This window comes from Massilia sp. ZL223 (assembly GCF_018119395.1).
GTDB lineage: Bacteria > Pseudomonadota > Gammaproteobacteria > Burkholderiales > Burkholderiaceae_D > Telluria.
The window spans coordinates 146,390-167,725 of the sequence record NZ_JAGPWD010000001.1 but is presented as its reverse complement, the minus strand read 5'-3'; the positions used below and the strand labels follow the sequence as shown (position 1 = coordinate 167,725).

At 66.1% G+C, this 21,336-nt stretch carries 24 protein-coding genes; 16 read left to right on the top strand and 8 right to left on the bottom strand.

The window, feature by feature from the left end; translation table 11 throughout:
- The first annotated feature begins 92 nt into the window (after positions 1 to 92).
- Entirely contained in the window at positions 93 to 1,016 is a 924-nt protein-coding gene (locus tag KBW95_RS00750; RefSeq protein WP_229429461.1) for an aldo/keto reductase, read from the top strand.
- The gene (locus KBW95_RS00745) at positions 1,013 to 1,711 is read left to right on the top strand and encodes a DUF6064 family protein (RefSeq protein WP_211527261.1); all 699 of its coding nucleotides are present in this window, start codon (positions 1,013 to 1,015) and stop codon (positions 1,709 to 1,711) included. The genes KBW95_RS00750 and KBW95_RS00745 overlap by 4 nt, the downstream gene beginning before the upstream one ends.
- Here KBW95_RS00745 and KBW95_RS00740 read toward each other — a convergent pair.
- Positions 1,683 to 2,798 carry a succinylglutamate desuccinylase/aspartoacylase family protein gene (locus tag KBW95_RS00740; RefSeq protein WP_211527260.1) on the bottom strand — a complete coding sequence of 372 codons (1,116 nt, stop codon included), beginning with the start codon at positions 2,796 to 2,798 and terminating at the stop codon, positions 1,683 to 1,685. The two genes, KBW95_RS00745 and KBW95_RS00740, sit on opposite strands and share 29 nt — an antisense overlap.
- Positions 2,799 to 2,970: 172 nt before the next feature.
- Between KBW95_RS00740 and trmB the strand changes: the two genes are divergently transcribed.
- The 3 genes from trmB to KBW95_RS00725 all read left to right on the top strand — a co-directional run bounded on the left by trmB (position 2,971) and on the right by KBW95_RS00725 (position 5,761).
- Complete coding sequence (gene trmB, locus KBW95_RS00735) at positions 2,971 to 3,651, top strand: tRNA (guanosine(46)-N7)-methyltransferase TrmB (protein WP_211527259.1); 681 nt, start codon at positions 2,971 to 2,973, stop codon at positions 3,649 to 3,651.
- Between the two features lie 134 nt (positions 3,652 to 3,785).
- Positions 3,786 to 5,015 (top strand): sensor histidine kinase, encoded by a 1,230-nt coding sequence (locus KBW95_RS00730; protein ID WP_211527258.1) that lies wholly within the window; start codon positions 3,786 to 3,788, stop codon positions 5,013 to 5,015.
- Positions 5,012 to 5,761: a LytTR family DNA-binding domain-containing protein gene (locus KBW95_RS00725; protein ID WP_211527257.1), complete on the top strand. Its 750-nt coding sequence runs from the start codon at positions 5,012 to 5,014 to the stop codon at positions 5,759 to 5,761. Before KBW95_RS00730 ends, KBW95_RS00725 begins: the two co-directional genes overlap by 4 nt.
- Before the next feature lie 10 nt (positions 5,762 to 5,771).
- On the opposite strand, the gene KBW95_RS00720 is transcribed toward KBW95_RS00725, so the two are convergent.
- Genes KBW95_RS00720 through KBW95_RS00710 form a run of 3 tightly spaced genes read right to left on the bottom strand, consistent with a single transcriptional unit; the run spans position 5,772 to position 9,815 of the window.
- Positions 5,772 to 7,082, bottom strand: a complete 1,311-nt coding sequence (locus KBW95_RS00720) for a sugar MFS transporter (protein WP_211527256.1) — start codon at positions 7,080 to 7,082, stop codon at positions 5,772 to 5,774.
- Positions 7,083 to 7,118: 36 nt separating this feature from the next.
- Positions 7,119 to 8,951, bottom strand: coding sequence for a DNA helicase RecQ (gene recQ / locus KBW95_RS00715; protein ID WP_211527255.1), 1,833 nt, complete (start codon positions 8,949 to 8,951; stop codon positions 7,119 to 7,121).
- 30 nt (positions 8,952 to 8,981) lie between these two features.
- Positions 8,982 to 9,815 carry an undecaprenyl-diphosphate phosphatase gene (locus KBW95_RS00710; RefSeq protein ID WP_211527254.1) on the bottom strand — a complete coding sequence of 278 codons (834 nt, stop codon included), beginning with the start codon at positions 9,813 to 9,815 and terminating at the stop codon, positions 8,982 to 8,984.
- Between the two features lie 210 nt (positions 9,816 to 10,025).
- Here KBW95_RS00710 and KBW95_RS00705 point away from each other — a divergent pair, with 210 nt between their 5' ends.
- Together KBW95_RS00705 and KBW95_RS00700 are read left to right on the top strand one after the other, a co-directional pair.
- Positions 10,026 to 10,436 (top strand): hypothetical protein, encoded by a 411-nt coding sequence (locus KBW95_RS00705; RefSeq protein WP_211527253.1) that lies wholly within the window; start codon positions 10,026 to 10,028, stop codon positions 10,434 to 10,436.
- Positions 10,437 to 10,520: 84 nt separating this feature from the next.
- On the top strand, positions 10,521 to 10,730 hold the full coding sequence (locus KBW95_RS00700; protein ID WP_211527252.1) for a hypothetical protein: 210 nt from the start codon (positions 10,521 to 10,523) through the stop codon (positions 10,728 to 10,730).
- On the opposite strand, the gene KBW95_RS00695 is transcribed toward KBW95_RS00700, so the two are convergent.
- The gene (locus tag KBW95_RS00695; RefSeq protein WP_211523604.1) at positions 10,727 to 10,996 is read right to left on the bottom strand and encodes a YkgJ family cysteine cluster protein; all 270 of its coding nucleotides are present in this window, start codon (positions 10,994 to 10,996) and stop codon (positions 10,727 to 10,729) included. The two genes, KBW95_RS00700 and KBW95_RS00695, sit on opposite strands and share 4 nt — an antisense overlap.
- 109 nt (positions 10,997 to 11,105) lie before the next feature.
- Here KBW95_RS00695 and KBW95_RS00690 point away from each other — a divergent pair, with 109 nt between their 5' ends.
- The 5 genes from KBW95_RS00690 (at position 11,106) to KBW95_RS00670 (ending at position 15,294) form a co-directional block, all read left to right on the top strand.
- Positions 11,106 to 11,996, top strand: a complete 891-nt coding sequence (locus KBW95_RS00690; RefSeq protein ID WP_211523603.1) for an SDR family oxidoreductase — start codon at positions 11,106 to 11,108, stop codon at positions 11,994 to 11,996.
- 95 nt (positions 11,997 to 12,091) lie between these two features.
- Positions 12,092 to 12,745, top strand: a complete 654-nt coding sequence (locus KBW95_RS00685) for a TetR/AcrR family transcriptional regulator (protein WP_211523602.1) — start codon at positions 12,092 to 12,094, stop codon at positions 12,743 to 12,745.
- A gap of 161 nt (positions 12,746 to 12,906) precedes the next feature.
- Positions 12,907 to 13,560: a protein-L-isoaspartate O-methyltransferase gene (locus KBW95_RS00680; RefSeq protein WP_211523601.1), complete on the top strand. Its 654-nt coding sequence runs from the start codon at positions 12,907 to 12,909 to the stop codon at positions 13,558 to 13,560.
- 9 nt (positions 13,561 to 13,569) lie between these two features.
- Positions 13,570 to 13,893 (top strand): rhodanese-like domain-containing protein, encoded by a 324-nt coding sequence (locus KBW95_RS00675; RefSeq protein WP_211523600.1) that lies wholly within the window; start codon positions 13,570 to 13,572, stop codon positions 13,891 to 13,893.
- A gap of 39 nt (positions 13,894 to 13,932) precedes the next feature.
- The gene (locus KBW95_RS00670) at positions 13,933 to 15,294 is read left to right on the top strand and encodes a TolC family outer membrane protein (RefSeq protein ID WP_211523599.1); all 1,362 of its coding nucleotides are present in this window, start codon (positions 13,933 to 13,935) and stop codon (positions 15,292 to 15,294) included.
- 381 nt (positions 15,295 to 15,675) lie between these two features.
- On the opposite strand, the gene gloA is transcribed toward KBW95_RS00670, so the two are convergent.
- The 3 genes from gloA to KBW95_RS00655 all read right to left on the bottom strand — a co-directional run bounded on the left by gloA (position 15,676) and on the right by KBW95_RS00655 (position 16,924).
- Positions 15,676 to 16,089, bottom strand: a complete 414-nt coding sequence (gene gloA, locus KBW95_RS00665; RefSeq protein WP_211523598.1) for a lactoylglutathione lyase — start codon at positions 16,087 to 16,089, stop codon at positions 15,676 to 15,678.
- A gap of 77 nt (positions 16,090 to 16,166) precedes the next feature.
- The gene (locus tag KBW95_RS00660) at positions 16,167 to 16,598 is read right to left on the bottom strand and encodes an OsmC family protein (RefSeq protein WP_211527251.1); all 432 of its coding nucleotides are present in this window, start codon (positions 16,596 to 16,598) and stop codon (positions 16,167 to 16,169) included.
- Positions 16,595 to 16,924, bottom strand: coding sequence for a hypothetical protein (locus tag KBW95_RS00655; protein WP_211523596.1), 330 nt, complete (start codon positions 16,922 to 16,924; stop codon positions 16,595 to 16,597). Before KBW95_RS00655 ends, KBW95_RS00660 begins: the two co-directional genes overlap by 4 nt.
- A gap of 134 nt (positions 16,925 to 17,058) precedes the next feature.
- On the opposite strand from KBW95_RS00655, the gene KBW95_RS00650 reads away from it, so the two are divergent.
- The 4 genes from KBW95_RS00650 (at position 17,059) to KBW95_RS00635 (ending at position 21,323) form a co-directional block, all read left to right on the top strand.
- Positions 17,059 to 17,967 (top strand): DUF3667 domain-containing protein, encoded by a 909-nt coding sequence (locus tag KBW95_RS00650; protein WP_211523595.1) that lies wholly within the window; start codon positions 17,059 to 17,061, stop codon positions 17,965 to 17,967.
- Positions 17,968 to 18,107: 140 nt separating this feature from the next.
- Complete coding sequence (locus KBW95_RS00645) at positions 18,108 to 19,013, top strand: NAD kinase (protein WP_211523594.1); 906 nt, start codon at positions 18,108 to 18,110, stop codon at positions 19,011 to 19,013.
- Positions 19,014 to 19,053: 40 nt separating this feature from the next.
- Positions 19,054 to 20,721: a DNA repair protein RecN gene (recN, locus tag KBW95_RS00640; protein WP_211527250.1), complete on the top strand. Its 1,668-nt coding sequence runs from the start codon at positions 19,054 to 19,056 to the stop codon at positions 20,719 to 20,721.
- Positions 20,722 to 20,894: 173 nt separating this feature from the next.
- The gene (locus tag KBW95_RS00635) at positions 20,895 to 21,323 is read left to right on the top strand and encodes an organic hydroperoxide resistance protein (protein WP_211523592.1); all 429 of its coding nucleotides are present in this window, start codon (positions 20,895 to 20,897) and stop codon (positions 21,321 to 21,323) included.
- Positions 21,324 to 21,336: the final 13 nt, after the last annotated feature.

The window sequence follows — 21,336 nt, the reverse complement described above, 5'->3', positions numbered from 1 at the left end:
TTCCCTAAGGCATGAAGATGCCGGAGCGCCGCGGCCTGCGCGCGCACGGTATGCTGGCATCTTACGCGCCGCATCTGGAAAGGAGCGCCCGCATGCGCCCACGCTCGCCGTCCCGCCGCCGTCTGCTGGAATCCCTGCTGGCCCTGCCCGCCGGCCGGGCGCTGTCCGCGCTGCACGCCGCTCCCATCCCGCTCCTGACCCGTCCCATCCCGGCTTCCGGCGAACAGCTGCCCCTCGTCGGCCTGGGCAGCTGGATCACCTTCAACGTCGGCCGCGATCCGCAGGGACGGGCCGAGAGCGGCGCCGTGATGCGCGCCTTCTTCGCGGGCGGCGGCCGGATGATCGATTCGTCGCCGATGTACGGCTCGGCCCAGGAAGTGATCGGCGAAGCGCTGCAGGCGATCAAGCCGGCGCGCCTGTTCGCGGCCGACAAGGTCTGGATCGGCGCTGCCGCGGACGGCCCCGCGCAGATCGAGACCTCGCGCCGGCGCTGGGGCGTGCCGCGCTTCGACCTGCTCCAGGTGCACAACCTGCTGGCCTGGGAAGCGCATTTGCCGGCCCTGCTGGCGATGAAGCGCGCAGGGCGCCTGCGCTACGTGGGCATCACCACCTCGGAAGGGCGGCGCCACGCGGAGATCGAGAAGATCATGGCCAGCCAGCCGATCGACTTCGTGCAGGTCTCGTACAACGTGCTCGACCGCGAGGTGGAGCGGCGCATCCTGCCGCTGGCGCGCGAGCGGCGCATCGGCGTGATCGTCAACCGGCCGTTCCGCCAGGGCGACCTGACCCGCGCCCTGGCCGGCAAGCCGCTGCCCGGCTGGGCCGCCGACCTCGGCTGCACCAGCTGGGCCCAGGCGCTGCTCAAGTTCATCCTGGCCCACCCGGCCGTGAGCTGCGCGATTCCCGCCACCACCAGCGTGGCCCACGTGCGCGAGAACCTGCTGGCCGGCGCCGGCCGCCTGCCCGACGAGGCGCTGCGCAGGCGCATCGTCCAGGATGTCGAAAGGCTGGCATGAGCCGATGGTTGACCGAATGGTGGACCTATACGCTATCCGACCTGCTGATGTTCTCGGCGCGCAGCTATCACCGCCTGTTCGAGCTGTACAACCAGGACATCTGGCCGGCCCAGGTGGTGGCCTTGCTCGCAGGCTTGGCCGTGACGGCGGGCGCGGTGAGCGGCGGCGCGGCGGCCTCGCGCCTGGCCGCGCTGCTGCTGGGACTGGCCTGGCTGTGGGTCGGCTGGGCCTTCCACCTCGAGCGCTATGCGGCGATCAACCTCGGCGCGCCCTGGTTCGCGGCCGGTTTCGTGCTGCAGGGACTGATGCTGCTGTGGATGGCGGCCAAGCCGATTCCCCGCCTGCTGCGCTTCAACGCCAGTCCCGTGTCCTGGGTGGCGCTGGCGATCGTCTGCCTGGCGGTGGCGGTCTATCCGCTGCTGCCCATCCACGAAGGGCGTTACCAGAGCCAGGGCGAGGTGTTCGGCGTCGCGCCCGACCCGACCGCGCTGGCCACCCTGGGCATCCTGCTGCTGGTGCGGGCGCGCTGGCCGCTGTGGCTGATTCCCGTGGCGTGGTGCGCGCTCAGCGGCGCCACGCAGATGGAACTGGGCCTGCCGCTGGCCTGGCTGCCGCCGCTTGCCGCCGGCCTGGCGGCGGGCATCGCGCTGCTCGGGCGCGGCCGGGTCAGCTCGACAGCAGATTTCCAGATCTGAAGGATTCCGATCCGGCCACCTTGCAGATGTGCATCCCGCGCAGCAGGTGCCGGTGCGCGGTGCTGGCGAACAGCAGTCCCGGCCGCGTGGCGGCCACCGTGCTTACCTTGCCGCTGACCGGGTTGACGATGTCCGCGATCGGTTCGCCCGCCGCCACCGTGTCGCCCAGCCGCTTGTGGAACACCAGCACGCCGGCATGCGGCGCCTCCAGCGGCTCGACCGCGTCCAGCGGCGTCGGCTTGCACAAGGCCTTCGGCAGCGGCTGCACGGGAATATCGAGCACGCCGGCATGGGCCAGGTATTGCAAGAGGGCGTGGGCATCCTGGCGCGCATAGGCGTAGCGCACGTCCATCTCGCCACGCAGTTCGACGGTGATGGCGACGCAGGCCGGCGGGATGGCGGCCTCCTGGAAGTGCGCCGCCAGGTCCCACCACAGGCGGCCGCAGGCTTCGTCGAAGGGCTCGCCGCCGGATTGCGTGGCCAGCAGCACCACGCGCGCGCCCATCAGGGCCGACAGCGGCTGCACGGCCTCGGCCAACGGGGTGCCGGCGTACATGTGCAGCACCGCTTCGTTGTCGCAGTGCAGGTCGAGCATGAAGTCGGCGTCGATCGCCATGCCCAGCAGGGCTTTCTTCAGCACGCCGGTGGCGTCCTTGACCTTCCACTCGGCCACCGAGCGCCGCGCGTGTTCGCGGATGAGCGCCACGTTGGCCTGCGCGTCAGGGCCCAGCTTGCCGGCCAGCGACTCCTTGAGCCCGTCCGCCACGTGGTGGTAGGCGCGGTTGAAGTTGACCCCGGTGTTCAGGTCGTAGCGGCCGAACAGCGTGCCGTGCACCACCTGCGACAGGCCGAGCGGATTGGCCACCGGCACCAGGGTCACTTCGCCCTTGACGCGGCCTTCGGCATCGAGGCGCTCCAGTTCCTGGCGCAGGAAGTGGGCGACCAGCATGGCCGGCACTTCGTCCGCGTGCAGCGAGGCCTGGATATAGACCTTCTTGCCGGAGCCGGGTGCGCCATAGTGGTAAGAGGTGAGATGGGCGGTGGTGACGTTGTCGTCGGTGGCGATCGGGTGTTTCGTCATGTGCATGGGCAGGCTCCGGCAAGCGGTGTGGCGATGCCGCGATTATGGCGCAATCGCCGCATCGCCTCCGCACGCCCGTGGCGGAAGGGCGCGGCAGCTAGGCTATAATGACAGCCGTTTTTTCCTCATTCTCATCCCCATGTCCTCTGATACGCCAACCGACGGCCCGGCGCGGCCCATGCTTTACGATCCCACCGAACACCGCATCCGCAGCTTCGTGACGCGTGCCGGCAGGCTGTCGACCGGCCAGGCGCGGGCGCTGGAGGAACTCGGCCCCCAATTCCTGATCGAGTACAAGAAAGAGCCGCTCGACCTGGTCCGGGCCTTCGGCCGCAAGGCGCCGGTGGTGCTGGAAATCGGCTTCGGCATGGGCGATACCACCGCGCACATCGCGCGCCTGATGCCGGAAAAGGATTTCCTGGGCGTCGAGGTGCACACGCCGGGCGTGGGCAGCCTGCTCAAGCAGATCGGCGAGCAGGACATCAAGAACCTGCGCCTGATCCAGCACGACGTGGTCGAGGTGCTGAACTTCATGATCGCCGACGGCTCGCTGGACGGCGTGCACGTGTTCTTCCCGGATCCCTGGCACAAGGCGCGCCACAACAAGCGCCGCCTGATCCAGCCGGCGTTCGTCAAGCTGCTGTGCCAGAAGCTGGCGCCGGGCGGCTACATCCACCTGGCCACCGACTGGGAAGACTATGCGGTGCAGATGCTTGACGTGCTGAGCGGCGAGCCGCAGCTGCAGAACACCGCCGAAGGCTATGCGCCCCAGCCGGCCTACCGCCCGCTGACCAAGTTCGAGAACCGCGGCCTGAAGCTCGGCCACGGCGTCTGGGACCTGGTGTTCACCCGCAAGTAATTGCTCCCCCCAAGGCGGATCGTCCTTCGGGCGTCCGCCTTCGTCGTTCGTCGCCCTCCGCTGTCCGCTCCCGCCTGCCACGCCTAGACTGATCTCATTGCATTGCTTTACATTAATGAGTTCAGGAGGTTGTCATGTTCGCAAGCGTTGCCAAGTGGTACCGGGAGTGGGAAGAGGAGCAGCTGGCCGTGCTGAAGGAGCCGGCCCTCGCCGAGCGCGCCGCGCCCGGCTATCGCCGCTTCGTGGCCGAGCGCCTGGCCGCATTGTCGCCGCTCGAACGCCAGGAACTGCACGATTTTTCCGCACGCTACCGCGGCAACAGGCTCTACCTGGCCTTGCTCAAGCTGTGCGCCGTGTTCAGCGTTGCCGGCCTGCTGCTCAGGTTCGCCTTCCTTCCCCAGATGAACTGGGGTCTCGCCCTGGTCCTTGCCAACCTGGTCGGCTTTTGCATGACCTTGGCGCTGACGGCCGTGTGGCTGCACTATCGCAAGATTGCACGGGCCAAGTTCAAGGCCTTCATATTCCTGCTCGGCCTGGACGTGGGCGGCGCGCTGATCGGACTGGTATTCGTCCTGCTTCAGGGACACCAGTCGCTCGATGCGATCGTGGAAAAGCTGCCGCGCATCCTGGCGATCGGCTTCGTGTTTTCCACGCTGCTGTATGCCTTGCCCCTGATCGCCATTGCCGCCTGGCGCAACCGGCGCCATGAACTCCTGGCCGCGCAACTGCTGGCCGACGCCGAGCGCGAACGCCTGGCGCGCGAGCTGAGCGAATCCCAGCTGCGCCTGCTGCGCGCCCAGATCGAGCCGCACTTCCTGTTCAATACCCTGGGCGCGGTCCAGCAACTGGCCGAGCAAGGGGCGCCGAAGGCGGCCGAGCTGACCGCCAACCTGATCGACTTCCTGCGCGCCAGCCTGGGCGATATGCGCACCGGGCAGGCGAGCCTGCAGTCGGAATTCCGCCTGGTCGATTCCTACCTGCGCGTGATGCAGGCCAGGCTGGGCCACCGCCTGCGCTTCAACCTGACGCTGCCCGAGGCCCTGGAGGGCGTGCAGATTCCCAGCATGCTGGTGCTGACCCTGGCCGAGAACGCGATCAAGCACGGCATCGAGCCTTCGCTGCGCGGCGGCACGGTCTGGGTGGGCGCCGAGGATACCGGTTCGGGCATCCGCATCCGGGTCCGGGACAGCGGCGTCGGCATGAGCGCCACGCCGGGTCATGGCCTGGGCCTGGAAAACATCCGCCACCGCCTGCGCCTGGCCTACGGCGAGTCCGCCGGGCTGGCGCTGTACGACGCCGATCCCGGCTTCGAGGCCGAACTCGCCATTCCACCTCAGGGAGTACAGTCGGGAGCGATGCAATGAGTATCAAGGTGCTGGTGGCCGAAGACGAACCGCTGATGCGCGAGCGACTGCTCGGCATGCTGCCGGTGGCCTGGCCGGATGCCGAGGTAGTGGCGGTCGCCGAGAACGGCAACGACGCCTGGGACGCCTTCCTGGAGCACGAGCCGCAGGTGGTCTTCCTCGACATCCGCATGCCGGGCATGTCCGGGCTGGAAGTGGCGGACCGGATCGGCAAGCTGGCCCACGTGGTGTTCGTCACCGCCTACGACCAGTATGCGGTGGACGCCTTCGACGCCGGCGCCATCGACTACCTGCTCAAGCCGGTGCAGCCGGGACGCCTGGACCGCGCGGTGGGACGCCTGCGCGAGAAGCTGGACAGCCGCCCGGCAGACCTGGGCGACGTGCTGCGCCAGCTGAAGGCGCAGGCGCCGGAGCCGCGGCCGGAAAAGCTCAAGTGGCTGAAGGCCAGCGTCGGCAAGCAGATCCGCCTGATCGACGTCGACGAGGTGTTGTTCTTCCAGGCCGATACCAAGTACACGCGGGTGGTGCTGGCCGGTTCGGAAGCGCTGGTGCGCATTCCGCTGAAGGACTTATTGAGCGGGCTGGACAGCGGGCGCTTCTGGCAGATTCATCGCGGCACGCTGGTGAACGTGAACGCCATCGCGGCGGCGGAGAGGATCGACGCGGAACGGATGCAGGTGCTGCTGCGCGGGAGCGAGGAAAAGCTCCCGGTCAGCCGCAGCTTCACGCACCTGTTCCGCGACTGAACGCAGGCTTTCAGGCGTGCTGGGGGGAGTGATATGCACGGCGCGCATACACGCCGAACAGCAGGATCGCCGCATAGCACACGGCCGGCACCGCCAGCGACATCTTCAGGCCCACCACGTCGGCCGCATAGCCGGTCAGGAGCGGCACGATCGCACCGCCGACGATGGCCACGCACAGCAGGCCCGAGCCTTCGGCCGTGCGGTGGCCCAGGCCTTCGCAGGCCAGGGTGAAAATGGTCGGGAACATGATCGAGTTGAACAGGCCGATGGCCAGCAGCGACCAGCCCGACAGCGCGCCGGTGCTGGTGCCCGAGACCACCAGCAGGACGATGGTCATGGCGGCGGCGAAGGCCAGCACCTTGCCCGGCGAGAACAGGCGCAGCAGGCCGGCGCCGATGAAGCGGCCCACCATCGCGCCGCCCCAGTACAGCGGCACGTGCTTGCCGGCCTCCTCGGCGCCCATGCCGAGCACGTTGGCTTCCATCAGGTAGTTGACGATGATCGAGCCGATCGCCACTTCCGCGCCCACGTACAGGAAGATGCACAGGGTGCCGAAGGCGAAGCGCGGCTGCTTGAGCAGGTCGAAGGCGCGCAGGATGCTTTCTTCCGGCGCCGGCTTCTCGGCCAGCTTGCTGCGGTTCAGCCACACGGCGAAGGCCAGCACCGCCAGCGCGATCGCCAGGCCGATGTAGGTGTGCACCACCACGCGGGTTTCTTCTTCGCGGAAGGCGTCCAGGGCCGCGCCGCTCAAGGTAGTCGGGTCGACCGTGGCCAGCGAGCCCAGGATCAGGATCGCGCCCACATAGGGGAAGAGGGTGGTGCCCAGCGAATTGAAGGCCTGGGCGAAGGTCAGGCGGCTGGAGGCCGTGCTCGGCTTGCCCAGCATCGAGATCAGGGGATTGGCCACCACCTGCACGATGGTGATGCCCGAGGCCAGTACGAACAGCGCCAGCAGGAAGGTCGCGAACACGCCCGAGGAGGAGGCCGGGATGAACAGCAGGCAGCCGGCCGCCATGGTGACCAGGCCGACCACGGCGGTGCGCATGTAGCCCACGCGCTGCACGATGGCCGCCGCCGGAATCGAGACGAAGAAATAGGCGGCGAAGAAGGCCGACTGCACCAGCATCGCCTGGGCGTAGCTCAGGGTGAACAAGTCCTTGAGCTTGGGGATGATGACGTCGTTCAGGCTCGTGATGCCGCCGAATACGAAGAACAGGGCGAACACGAAAGTCTGGAGGCTGGCGGTGTTGCCCGGCAGCGGAGTGGGAGCGCTATCGAGCTTCGGCGCGGCAGTGGTGCTGGTGGGAGTCGGGATGGCCATGGGAGTGACGGGGTTGAATTGAATCAACCCACGACACTACATCATCTCGCTGATAATGGCGACAATTTCGTCGCCGTAGGAGACTAGTTTCTTCTCGCCAACACCGCTCACGCCGCGCAGTTGCTCGAGCGAGGCCGGCTTGACCTTGGCGATCTCGCGCAAGGTGGCGTCCTGGAACACCACATAGGCCGGCACGCCGTGCTCGCGCGCCGCGCCCATGCGCCAGGAGCGCAGGCGGTCGAAGATCTGCTGCTCGGAGCGCGACAGTTCCACTTCCTCATAGCTCGCGCGCGAGGACGACTGGCGCTTGGGCTTGACCGGCTTCTGGTACTGGCGCAGCTGCACCTTCTGCTCGCCCTTGAGCACCGGGCGCGCCAGGTCGGTCAGCTTGAGCGAGCTGAAGGCGTCGTGGTCGACCGTCAGGAAGCCAAGCGCGATCCCCTGGCGCAGGATGGCGCGCCATTCCTGCTCGCTGCGGTCGGCGCCGACGCCGTACACGGTGAGCTTGTCGTGGTGCCACTGGCTGATGCGCTCGGTCTGGGCGCCGCGCAGCACGTCGATCACATGGCCGGCGGCGAAGCGCTGGTCGACCCGGTAGACGGCCGACAGGAGCTTTTGCATCGGCACCGTGCCGTCGACCTGCACCGGCGGAATCAGGCAGGTGTCGCAGTTGCCGCAGGGGCCGGAGCGCTCGCCGAAGTAGTCGAGCAGGCGCATGCGGCGGCACGAGAGGGTTTCGCACAGGCCGAGCATGGCGTCGAGTTTCATCGACAACACGCGCTTGAAGCCGTCGTCGGCCTCGGACTCGTCGATCATCCGGCGCTGCAGCACCACGTCCTGCAGGCCATAGGCCATCCAGGCGCTGGCGGGGGCGCCGTCGCGGCCGGCGCGGCCGGTCTCCTGGTAATAGCCCTCGATGCTCTTGGGCAGGTCGAGGTGGCAGACGAAGCGCACGTCCGGCTTGTCGATGCCCATACCGAAGGCGATGGTCGCCACCATCACGATGTTGTCTTCTCGCAGGAAGCGCGCCTGGTTGGCCGCGCGCGTGGCGTGCTCCATTCCTGCGTGGTAGGCGAGGGCGCGGATGCCGTTTTCGTTGAGGAAGTCGGCGGTTTCCTCGACCTTCTTGCGCGACAGGCAATATACGATGCCGGAATCCTGCGCGTGCTCGGCGCTGATGAAATCGATCAGCTGCTTGCGGCCGTTGGTCTTCTCGACGATGGAGTAGCGGATGTTGGGGCGGTCGAAGGACGAGACGAACTGGCGCGCTTCTTCCAGCTGCAGGCGGTGCGCGATCTCGGCGCGGGTCTGCTGGTCGGCGGTCGCGGTGAGCGCGATGCGCGGCACGTTGGGGAAGCGCTCGTGCAGGATCGACAGGCGGATGTATTCCGGCCGGAAATCGTGGCCCCATTGCGACACGCAGTGCGCCTCGTCGATGGCGAACAGCGAGATGTGCGAGGACTCGAACAGCTCCAGGCAGCGCGGCGTCATCAGGCGTTCGGGCGCCACGTAGACCAGGTCGATCTCGCCGGTGCGCACCAGGCGCTCGATGCGCAGGGTTTCCTCGAAGGTCTGGGTCGAGTTCAGGAAGGCGGCGCGCACGCCGACCTCGGCCAGCGCGTCGACCTGGTCCTGCATCAGTGCGATCAGCGGCGAGACCACCACGCCCACGCCGTCGCGCAGCAGGGCCGGGATCTGGTAGCACAGCGACTTGCCGCCGCCGGTAGGCATGAGCACCAGCGCGTCGCCGCCTGCGGCCACGTGCTCGACGATGTCGCCCTGCTGCCCACGGAATGCGGGGTAGCCGAAGACCGTCTGCAGGATGTGAAGCGCGCGCGCGCCGATGTCGGCGCCGATGTCGGGGTTCATGCTCGCTGTGTCGCTAATCAATGAGTCGGGTTAATGTACCCAAGCCACCAGGTCGAAGTGGGCGGTCACGAGGACCAGAATACCGAATACGATACGGTACCAGGCGAAGATCGTGAAGTCGTGCGTGCTGATATAGCGCAGGAGCCAGCGCACGCACAAGAAGGCCGAGGCGAAAGCGGCCAGGCCGCCCAGGCCGAACATCGGCAGGTCGCTCAGCGACAACAGTTCGCGCTGCTTGAGCACGGAATACAGGGTGGCGCCCAGCAGGGTGGGGATTGCCAGGAAGAAGGAGAATTCGGTAGCCGCCTTGCGCGACAGGCCGAACAGCATGCCGCCGATGATGGTCGCGCCGGAGCGGCTGGTGCCCGGAATCAGGGCGAAGGACTGGGCCAGGCCCACCTTGAGGGCGTCGGCCGTGCTCATCTCGTCGACCGTGTCGACGCGCGCCGGCCGTTCATGGCCATGGTTGCGGCGTTCCACATACAGGATGATCAGGCCGCCGACGATGAAGGCGGTCGCCACCGGCACCGGCGAGAACAGGCGCTCCGTGATCGCCTTGTTGAACAGGAAGCCCAGCACGGCGGCCGGCAGGAAGGCGATCAGGACATTGAGCGCGAACTTCTGCTGGCGCGGGTCCGAGCCCAGGCCCGCCAGCACGTTGCGGATGCGTTCGCGGTATTCCCAGATCACGGCCAGCATGGCGCCGGCCTGGATGGCGATCTCGAAGACCTTGACCTTTTCGCCGGTGAAATTCAGCAGGCTGCCCGCCAGGATCAGGTGACCGGTGGAAGAGATTGGCAGAAATTCCGTGAAGCCCTCGACCAGGCCCATGATGATCGCCTTGATGGCGAGAACGATGTCCATGAAACGTATGTGATTGATTTAATGCGTGCTGTGAGAAAACTGCGCGGGGTAAGAGCTTACCACGGGCAGGGCCTTGCCCGTTGAGTCTGCTATGACGGGATACAACATTTTACAGGGCCGCAATTGCTGTTCTGTTACGTATCGCGCGCAAGCTAAAATTCGTTTTCCAGGCTTGCGCATCGGGCCGGACAGCGTGCTAGACTCAAGCACATGAGTGTTCTCATCGTTCTTGTGCTTGTCGTGGCCGCCATCGCGGCCCTCCAGGGTGGACAGCTTCACAACCCCCTGCGCTACCGCAGCTGCCAGAGCCGCCTCTGGCGTCGCGCCTTCCCTTCGGCGTCCCGCAAGGACATCCGCGAGTTCCTCTCGCTGGTGGTCTCGACCTTTTCCTTCACCGATACCGACCGCCTGCGCTTCCGTCCCGACGACGAATTGCTCGGCATCTTCCGCGCCGCGCATCCGCACCGCCGTCCCACCGATGCCGGAGAAATCGAAACCCTGGCGCAAGCCCTGCGCAGCCGCTATGGCGTGATGCTGCCGGACATCTGGCACGAGAGGCTGACCCTGGGCGCCCTGTTCGGCGACATCCAGGCGCTGCAAGGCCAGCGCGCCGCAGCGTGAGCGGCCGACCCTGCTGAATGCAGGCTACCCTTGCTGGGTGACCGCCGCTCTTGAATTGCCTGCACGCAGCACCACGTGTTGGCAATGGTGAAAGAAAAGCTCAACTGGAGACGGCCGCTGTTCTATGTGCTGCTGCCGATTTTCTTCGTGATGGCCTTCCTGGGCTTTCCCTTGCCTGTCGCGCCGCCTCCCGCCACCAAGCCGGCGCAGGAGCAGACCCAGGTCGTCAAGAAAAAGAAGAAGCGGCTCGGGCTGCTGGTCAAGGACGAGGAGCCCGGCAGCCGGCCGGATTAACCCGGCGCCGTCGCGCGTTCCAGTTCCCCCAGCCACAGCATCGCCTGTTCGCGATTCGTTCCGCACATCTCCGCGGAAGGCTGCAATCCCCCACAAAAGGCCGGGCGCTCCGGCTTGCCGAAAATCAGGCAGCGGTCGTCCTCGCCCAGCTGCACGCAGCGCACGCCCGCCGGCTTGCCGTTCGGCATGCCGGGAATGGGGCTGGTGATGGAAGGGGCAGTGCAGCAGGCGCCGCAGTGCGGCCTGCAGTCGAAGGAAGTGTTCATGATCGTGCGGGAAGCGGGACCGCCAAGTATACCTGCGCGAACGGGTAAAGCGGGCGCTTCCCCGGCGGAATTCCTGCTACGTTGTTTCCCATGAACGCAGGAGGTATCGATGTCGAGTCCGCTTAAGCCTTTGAACCGTCAAGTCATCGTCATTACCGGCGCCACCAGCGGCATCGGCCTGGCCACCGCGCAGGAAGCCGCGAAGCAGGGCGCCCAGCTGGTGCTGGCCGCGCGCGGCGCCGACGTACTCGACGCCGTCGTGGCCCGCTTTAACGCCCTCGGCCAGGAAGCGGTCGGGGTGGTCGCCGACGTCTCCGAGCGCGCCCAGGTCGAGCGTATCGCCGAGGCCGCAATCGCCCGTTTCGGGCGCATCGACACCTGGGTCAACAATGCGGGCAGCACCATCTACGGCAGGGTCGACGAAGTCTCCGAGGCCGACGCCCGGCGCCTGTTCGACATCAACTTCTGGGGCATGGTGCACGGTTCCCTGGTGGCGCTGCCCCACCTGAAGCGCCAGGGCGGGGCCTTGATCAACCTCGGCAGCGAAGCTTCGGAGGTCGCGATTCCCATGCAAGGCATGTATTCGGCCAGCAAGCACGCGGTGAAGGGCTTCACCGACGCGCTGCGCATCGAGGTGGAACAGCTCGACGAGGCGCCGGTCTCGGTCACCCTGATCGAACCGACCGCCGTCGACACGCCCTTGCCCCAGCACGCGCGCAACTACATGGACCGCGAACCCAAGCTGCCTTCGCCCCAGGTCGATCCGCACCAGGTCGCGGCCGCCATCCTGCACGCGGCGGTGGTGCCGATGCGTACCGTGCGGGTCGGCATGATGGCCGACATCGACGTGATGATGGACCGCCTGCTGCCCGGCGTGTCGGACCGGCTGGCGGTGTTCCAGGTGCCGCGCCAGCAGCAGGACTGCCCGCCGCGCAATCCCGACGGCAGTCTTTACGCTTCGCGCGCCGATGGCCGTATTTACGGTCCGGGAGGCGTTTAAGCCGTTTAGTTCCCTATACACAACGCCAGCTTGACTCTGCCATTCGCCGCACTCTATAGTTAATCATCCTTTAAATAAGTTTCTAGGCGGAAACAATGCATTGCCAACTCGACAGCAAGCCGCGCTGGGAGCGCCGCAAGGACGCGCGCCCGCAGGAGCTGCTGGCTGCCGCGATCGATTTGTTCGTCGAGCGTGGATTCGCGGCCACCCGTCTGGAAGACGTGGCGCGCCGCGCCGGCGTGTCCAAGGGCACGCTCTATCTGTACTACGCCAACAAGGAAGACTTGTTCAAGGCCGTGGTGCGCGAAAGCATCGTGCCGGTGATCGGCGACGCCGAAGTCTCGGTGGCCGGCTTCGACGGCCACAGCGGCGACCTGCTGCGCGACGTCATCCTGACCTGGTGGCGCCGCCTGGGCAGCACCAAGGTCTCGGGCATCAGCAAGCTGATCATGGCGGAAGCAGACAATTTCCCGGAACTGGCGCGCTTCTACCAGGAAGAAGTCATGATGCGCGCCGCGCGCATGATCTCCAGCATGCTCGAGCGCGGCGTGAGCCGCGGCGAATTCCGCGCCATCGACATCGCCCAGGTCACCCAGGTGCTGATCGCGCCAACCCTGATGCTGTCCACCTGGCAGCATTCGATCGGCCCCTGCGAGCGCTGCGAGCTGCAGCCGCAGGCCTTCCTGGACGCCTTCCTCGACATTACCCTGCACGGGTTGCTGCCTGCTCCGCCCACGGCCGCGCAGTAAGTTGTCAGTACGCCAAATGTCCTGAAATTTGGCGTTCATCCCTTCTAAACTGCAGACTGTCGCAATTTCCCGCGCTCAGGCCTGCCCATCGTTAAGATGTGCGTCCTGAGGCCGTTCAACGATAAAATATCGGATTATTTATTTTTCCACCGAGAACTCAGATGAATATCGAACAAGCCCGCTTCAACATGATCGAACAGCAGATCCGTCCGTGGAACGTGCTGGACCAGGACGTGCTCGACCTGCTGCACGTGGTCAAGCGCGAACAGTTCGTGCCGCAGGCCTACCAGAACCTGGCGTTCGCGGACGTCGAGATTCCGCTGCCGGGTGGCGAAGCGATGTTCAACCCGAAGGTCGAAGCGCGCATCGTGCAGGAAATCGCGGTGAAGAAGCATGAGAACGTCCTCGAAATCGGCGCCGGTTCGGGCTACATGGCGGCACTGCTGGCGCACAAGGCGCGCCACGTGACCACCGTTGAGATCCTGCCGGAAACCAAGGCGCTGGCCGAACAGAACCTCGCCAAGGCCGGCATCACCAACGTGACCGTCGAGCTGGGCAATGGCGCCGAAGGCTGGCCGCAGGGCGCGCCTTACGACGTGATCGTCGTGTCGGGCGCGCTGCCGGTGCTGCCGGAAGCGCTGGTCAAGCAAGTGAAAGTGGGTGGCCGCCTGGCGGTGATCCTGGGCGAAGCGCCGGCGATGAGCTGCAACATCATCACCCGCACTTCGGAAACCGGCTACGACTCGGTCAAGGTGTTCGAGACCAACGTCAAGCCGCTGACCGGCGCCGTCGCGCCGTCGCGCTTCACGTTCTAAGGGACCGCGATGCGACAGATGACCGCCCCCGAGTTGGCCGCCTGGCTGGCCGACCCGGCGCGCGAGCAGCCGCTGCTGCTGGACGTGCGCGAGAACTGGGAATTCGAGACCTGCCATATCGCGGGCTCGACCCAGATCCCGATGCACCTGATTCCGATCCGGGTCGGCGAGATCGACGACGACCGCGAGATCGTGTGCATCTGTCACCACGGGGCGCGCAGCATGCAGGTTGCTGCCTTCCTCGAACGGAACGGATTTGCCAACGTAACGAATTTGACGGGCGGAGTACACGCCTGGGCCGTGCAGGTCGACCCTTCGATGCCGAAGTACTGACCTGATTCCTAACTTTTGATGACTCCTGTGGAGAAAGCAATGCAGAAACCCCTTATCGCCGTCCTGCTGGCCGGCGCGTTCTTCTCGCTGAATGCAAGCGCGGCGGACCTGATCCAGGTTTACCAGCAGGCGCTGGCCAACGATGCGACCTACGCCAGTGCACGCGCGGCGTTGAACGCGGGCCGCGAGCGGATCACGCAGGGGCAAGCCGGCCTGCTTCCCACGGTGGGTCTCACCGGCGCCATCACCAGGAACGACAGCGATTTCTCGCCGTGGAACGAAGGTGCGACGGTCACCCGCGCCGACGGCACCCAGGGCATCGTCACCGCCGGCGGCTCCAACCTGACCACCAAGGAATACACGCTGTCGCTGCAGCAGCCGCTGTTCCGCTGGGACCGCTGGCAGTCCTACCAGCAGAGCAAGCTGCAGCAGTCGATCGCCGAAGCCCAGTTCGCGCAGGCGCAGCAGGACCTGATCACCCGCGTGGCCTCTGCCTACTTCGAGGTGCTGGCGGCCCAGGACAAGCTGGCCTCGATCCGCGCCCAGAAGGATGCGGTGAGCGAGCAGCTGGCATCGGCCAAGCGCAACTTCGAAGTCGGCACCCAGACCATCACCGACACCCATGAAGCGCAAGCCGCCAACGACCTGGTGGTGGCGCAGGAATTCGCCGCGGTGAACGACCTGGACAACAAGCGCAACGCGCTGCAGGCCATCATCGGCACCGAGCCGGGCACGCTGGCGCCGCTGAAGACCGGCATCACCCTGGCCCCGCCGCAGCCGGCCACGGTCGACCAGTGGGTGTCGTCGGCGGAAACGCAGAACTACGGCGTGACCGTGCAGGAACTGCAGGTGGAAATCGCCAAGCGCGAGATCTCCCGCCAACGCGCCGGCCACCTGCCGACCCTGGACCTGCTGGCCACCTCGACCCGCCGCGACGTCAACGGCCAGGTGAACAACACCTCGGGCGTCAACAAGAACAACGCCATCGGCGTGCAGCTGAGCGTACCGATCTTCAGCGGTTTCAGCGTCACCAGCCGCGTGCGCGAATCGATCGCGCTGGAAGACAAGGCCCGCAACGACCTGGAAACGACCCGCCGCAACGCAGCCCTGACGGCGCGCCAGTCCTTCCTCGGCGTGAACAGCGGCCTGGCCCAGGTCAAGGCGCTGGAAGCGGCGGAAGTGTCGAGCCAATCGGCGCTGGATTCGAACAAGCTGGGTTACCAGGTGGGCGTGCGCATCAATATCGACGTGCTGAACGCGCAGCGCCAGCTGTACCAGACCCGCACCGACCTGTCGCGTGCGCGTTACGACACCATCCTCAACGGCCTGCGCCTGAAGGCGGCGTCGGGATCGCTGCGCGAGGCGGATCTGGTGCCGGTGAATAATCTGCTGGATAAGTAATCGTCCAGGCACGCCTGGCGGCGTGCTTGAATAAGAAAACCCGGGAGCCGGTTTGCTGGCTGCCCGGGTTTTTGTTTTGTTCGTCTCTATGCTGCGAACTTGGGTCCCCGCCTGCGCGGGGACGACGTGATGAAGTAGCGGACTACGACAAAATTTGTGGCTCGCTACCGAAACCCGCCGTTCCCGCGAAGGCGGGAACCCAAGTTCCCCAGCAGCACCGCAACGTTTAAATAGCCCGCCCCCTGCGCCACTGAATGAGTTCAGCAATCACCACATCGGCCGCCGACACCGTGGGGTGGGGGATTGCACGGGGCCGCCCAGGACCGCCCCGAAGACGTATTGATTGCCGCGCCGCGCCGGGCTTGCTGAAGAGCTGCCCGATCAGCTGCCGAGACCGGCGCCGCCGGCGTGGTCGGCACGCTCGATCAGTTCGACCTTGTAGCCGTCCGGGTCGGTGATGAAGGCGATCACGGTGCTGCCGCCCTTGACCGGGCCCGGCTCGCGGGTGATGTTGCCGCCGGCCGCGCGCACCTGTTCGCAGGTCTTGTAGATGTCCTCGGCCGAGATGGCGATATGGCCGTAGGCCGTGCCCATGTCGTAGCTGTCGACGCCGTAGTTGTAGGTCAGCTCGAGCTCCGCGTGCTCCGGGTTGCTGCCGTAGCCGAGGAAGGCGAGGGTGTACTTGTACTCGGGATTGTCGCTGGTGCGCAGCAGCTTCATGCCCAGCACCTTGGTGTAGAAGTCGATCGAGCGTTGCAGGTCGCCGACGCGTAACATGGTGTGCAGAATGCGCATGGGTAGTGTCCTCTTGTTGATTCAGAAAACCGCCATTTTATGCGCTCGCCATGTTCCTTGCCGGCGCCTGCGCGCGCTCAGTTCTCCAGCTTCGCGCTGAGCGTGATGTCCGCGTTCAGCAGCTTCGACACCGGGCAGTTTTCCTTGGCCGTGCTGGCCGCCTTGTCGAAGGCTTCCTGGCTCGCGCCGGGAATCTTCGCCACCAGGTCCAGGTGCACCGCCGTGATCGAGAAGCCGCCCTCGACCTTTTCCATCGACACGGTGGCCGTGGTGCGCAGCTCCTGCGCCGTCAATCCGGCCTGCCCGAGCTGGCCCGAGAGCGCCATGGTGAAGCAGCCCGCGTGCGCGGCGCCGATCAGCTCCTCGGGATTGGTGCCGGGACCGTCCTCGAAGCGCGTGTTGAAGCCGTACTGCGCGTCCTTGAGCGCGCCGCTGCCGGTCGACACCGCGCCCTTGCCATCCTTCAGCCCGCCGCTCCAGACGGCGCTGCCGTTACGCTTGATCGTCATGGCGCCCCCTTGTCGTCGTTGCCTGGTCCGAGATCGGCGCCCTCGTGGCGGCGCATCGAGCGGTGGCGGTCCGGTTGCGGGTTGGCCTGGCCGGTCGCATCCGCAGCCGGCTCGACGGCCTGCTCGATGCCCTGGCCGTTGGTGCCGTAGCAATCGGTATTGACGAGGCCCTGGGCCAGGTCCTCGGCCGCCTGCTTGATGACGCCGCGCGGTTCCTGGTCCTGCGCATCCGGGGTCTCGTCGCGCTCGTGCGGCTGGCGCTTGACGCCGTCGTTCTCGATCGGGGCCTTGGTGTTGACGAAGCGGTCCTTGGTTTCGGTGACCATGATGTCCTCCTTCTGCATTTCTGTTGGTTCAATCCTAACTGGGTGAAGAGGATGCGGTCGCGCAATTGGATGATGCAATTTTGCAACTAAAGCCTTACCATGTCGGCTTGACCGTCATTGCCTGGAACCGCGCCGTGAAAACCGAAGCCCTTCCTCATCCCGACACCTCCATTTGCAAGAATTGCGGCGCTGCGACCTCCGGCAATTTCTGCCACCAGTGCGGCCAGGCCACCCACCTGCACGTGCCGACCGCCTTCGAGTTCCTGCACGAGTTCGTTGGCCATTATGTGGCGCTGGAAGGCAAGCTGTGGAAGTCGCTCAAGCTGCTGCTGTTCAAGCCGGGCTTCTTGACCCGCGAGTACATCGAAGGCCGGCGCGCGCGCTACCTCGAGCCGCTGCGCGTCTACCTGACCTTCAGCATCATCTTCTTCGCACTGTTCAAGATCGGCGGCCTGGACTTCAATGTCATGAGCACCGACCGGGACGAGCTGCAGCGCGCCGCGGTCGAACAAGTTGCAAAGGACAAGGTGGCGCGTCCCGCCACGCCGGAAGAGCTGGCCCAGGTCAAGGAAAGCGAGAAGGACCTCGTGGAAATCGCCGGCAGGATCAATCCCGCGCTGGGCCGCGGCACCGAGGGCCTGCTGGACATGCCCGAGAAGGAACGCAGCGACGCGCTGAAGCGGGCCTTCTTCTCCAACGCGCCCTATGCGGTCTTCGCGCTGATGCCGGTGTTCGCCCTGTTCCTGAAAATCCTCTATCTGGGCAAGGGCCGCACCTACGGCGAACACTTCCTGTTCGCGCTGCACTCGAATGCCTTCGCCTTCTTCATGCTCAGCCTGCTCATCCTGGTGCCGAAGGGCTGGGACATCGTCACGCTCGTGCTGCTGCTCTGGCTGACCTTCTACCTGCCGACCGCGATGCGGCGCGTGTACGGCGGCACCCGCACCATGACCGCGGTGCGCTGGCTGGTGTTGATGATGTTGCACACCATTAGCCTGAGCATGGCCGTTGTTGCTGCCGTGAGCCAGGCCTTTCTACAGTAATCTTGCCACCTGGCGGGGCTCGCCCTTATACTGTTCTTTTGTACAGTGTTTGACGAGTCCCGGGCGGCCCGTCAACTGGCAGCCGCAGGGATTATCGGTTAATCTCCAGCGTGTCGTTACCCATCACCGCCGAGATCGATATGTCCGCTGTCACGCCTGCACCACAACCCATCATCGCGCTCGTGGTCCGGCAAAACACGGCCGGAGTCGAGGAGCCGGTCGGCCGCATCGTGGATTTCCTGCGCGGCGCCGGCTACCGCGTGGTGTTCGAGGAAGACACCGCGGCCCACTTGGGGCTGACGGGCATCGAATCCATGAGCGTGGCCGCCATCGGCGAACAAGCCAAGGCGGCCGTCGTGGTCGGCGGCGACGGCACCATGCTCGGCATCGCGCGCCAGCTCGCCAAATACGATACCCCTTTGATCGGCATCAACCAGGGACGCCTGGGCTTCATCACCGACATCCCGATCCAGAACATGCTGCCCGCGCTGGGCGAGATCCTGGAGGGCAGGTCGCGCCTGGAGAAGCGCACGCTGCTGGAAGCGCGCGTGATGCGCGACGGCGAGCAGATCTACTGCAGCGTGGCGGTCAACGACGTGGTGGTGGCGCGCGGCACCGGCGCCGGCATGGTCGAACTCAAGCTGATCGTGGACGGCGAGTTCATGTACAACCAGCGCTCGGACGGCCTGATCGTCTCGACGCCGACCGGTTCCACCGCCTATTCGCTGTCTGCCGGCGGCCCGCTGCTGCACCCGAGCCTGCAAGGCATCGTGCTGGTGCCGATCGCGCCGCATGCGCTGTCGAACCGGCCGATCGTGGTGCCGGACACCAGCGAGATCGTGGTCGAACTGGTGAGCGGGCGCGACATCAGCGTCAACTTCGACATGCAGACCTTCACCAGCCTGCAGCTGGGCGACCGCATCGTCATCTCGCGCTCGCCCAACACCGTCACCTTCCTGCACCCGCACGACTGGAGCTACTACCATACGCTGCGCGAAAAACTGCACTGGAACGAATACCCGACCAACGACGGCAAGCTCAAGTAAATCGCCATACCCATATCCACCAACGGAGACCCGATTTTTCATGCTGCGCACACTTACCATCCGTGACTTCGTCATTGTCGACGCCATCGAGCTCGAGTTCTCGAACGGCTTCACGGTATTCACCGGCGAGACCGGCGCCGGCAAGTCGATCCTGATCGATGCGCTGCAACTGGTGCTGGGTGGCCGGGGCGACGCCAGCATGGTGCGCGAAGGAGCGGCCAAGGCCGACATCACGGCCGATTTCGCCCTCACCGCGGCGGCGACGGCATGGCTGGAGGCGAACGAATTCGCCAGCGAAGAGGGCGGCGCGCTGCTGCGCCGCGTGATCGACAACGCCGGCCGCTCGAAGGCCTACATCAACGGCATCTCGGCCACCGCATCGCAGCTGCGCGAGCTGGGCGAAATGCTGGTCGACATCCACGGCCAGCACGCCCACCAGACTTTGCTGAAACCCGACGCCCAGCGCGACCTGCTCGATAACCAGATCGCGGTGCGCGACCCCGAGGCGCGCGCCGAGGTGGTGGAAGTGGCCAGCCTGTACCGCGCCTGGCGCGCCCTGGTGCGCCAGCGCGAGGAATACGAGACCAATGCCAAGAACGTGCTGATCGAGCGCGAGCGCCTGGAGTGGCAGGTGAGCGAGCTGGACAAGCTGGCGCCAAAGGCCGGCGAGTGGGCCGAGATCAGCAACGAGCACAGCCGCCTGTCGCATGCCGCCAGCCTGCTGGAGGGCGCGCAGGAAGCGCTGAATGCGCTGTCGGAATCGGACGATCACCCTATCCTGTCGCAGCTGTCTTCGCTGAACGCCAAGCTGGGCAAGCTGGTGGACGTCGACGTGCAGCTGCAGGCGGTGCTCGACTGCATGGAGCCGGCCCGCATCCAGCTGCAGGAAGCGGTGTACGCGCTGAACAACTACATCGACAAGGTGGAGCTCGACCCGGACCGCCTGCGCGAGGTCGACGCGCGCATGGAGGCGCTGCACAGCGCCGCGCGCAAGTACCGCGTGACGCCCGAGGAGCTGCACGACGAGCACGCCGCGCTGGCGGCCAAGCTGCGCCAGCTGGCGGATGCGACCGACATCGAAGGCCTGCGCAAGCAGGAGGACAAGGCCAGGGCCGCCTACATGGAAGTGGCCAGGCGCCTGTCGCAGCGCCGCGAAAAGGCGGCGCGCGAGCTGGGCACGCAGGTGACCAGCGCGATGCAGGAACTGAGCATGAGCGGCGGCAGCTTCGCGGTGGCGCTGAACGCCGCCGAGCCGGGCGCGCACGGGCTGGAGCAGGTGGAATTCCTGGTGGCCGGCCACACGGGCGTGGCGCCGCGTCCGCTGGCCAAGGTGGCTTCGGGTGGCGAACTGGCGCGTATTTCGCTGGCGATTTCGGTGATCACCTCGAATGCGACCACGGTGCCGACCCTGATCTTCGACGAGGTCGATACCGGCATCGGCGGCGGCGTAGCCGAAGTGGTGGGCCGCCTGCTCAAGCGCCTGGGGCAGCAGCGCCAGGTGCTGTGCGTGACCCACTTGCCGCAGGTGGCGAGCCAGGCGAACCAGCACTTCCAGGTGGCCAAGGGCACGACCGATGCGGGCAGGACCGTGTCGCGCATCGATGTGCTGGACAGCCGGGCCAGGGTGGAAGAGGTGGCGCGCATGCTGGGCGGGATCGAGATTACCGAGACGACGCGCAAGCATGCGAGGGAGTTGCTGGCGTCGTAACGCCGCCAGGCCCGTTAGCCTCAAGACCGTCGTTCCGGCCTTCGCCGGAACGACGTTTACATGCAGCGGGCCAAAGCGCCTCTCCCATCCGGCCAACCGTCATCCCCCCCTTCACCATTCTGTGGCAAAGTGCTATCTGATCCGCACCCACAACCACAAAGGAGGGAAGTCGAATGAGCATCGAAAAAGTCCTGTACCGCGCCCAAGCCACCTCCCAAGGTGGCCGCGAAGGCAACTCGAAGAGTTCCGACGGCGTGCTGAACCTGCAGCTGTCCACCCCGAAGGAACTGGGCGGCGGCGGCGGTCCCGGCACCAATCCCGAACAGCTGTTCGCCGCCGGCTACTCGGCCTGCTTCCTCGGCGCCCTGAAATTCGTGGCCGGCCAGCAGAAGGTCAGCCTGCCGCAAGACCTGACCGTCACCGGCGACGTCGGCATCGGCCAGATCCCCACCGGCTTCGGCATCGAAGTCGACCTTACCATCAAGGCCCCGGGCATGGACCAGGCCCAGCTGAAAGAGCTGGTCGACAAGGCCCACATCGTCTGCCCCTACTCGAACGCCACCCGCAACAACATCGACGTTCGCCTGCACGTATCCACCTGACGACAAGCCGCGC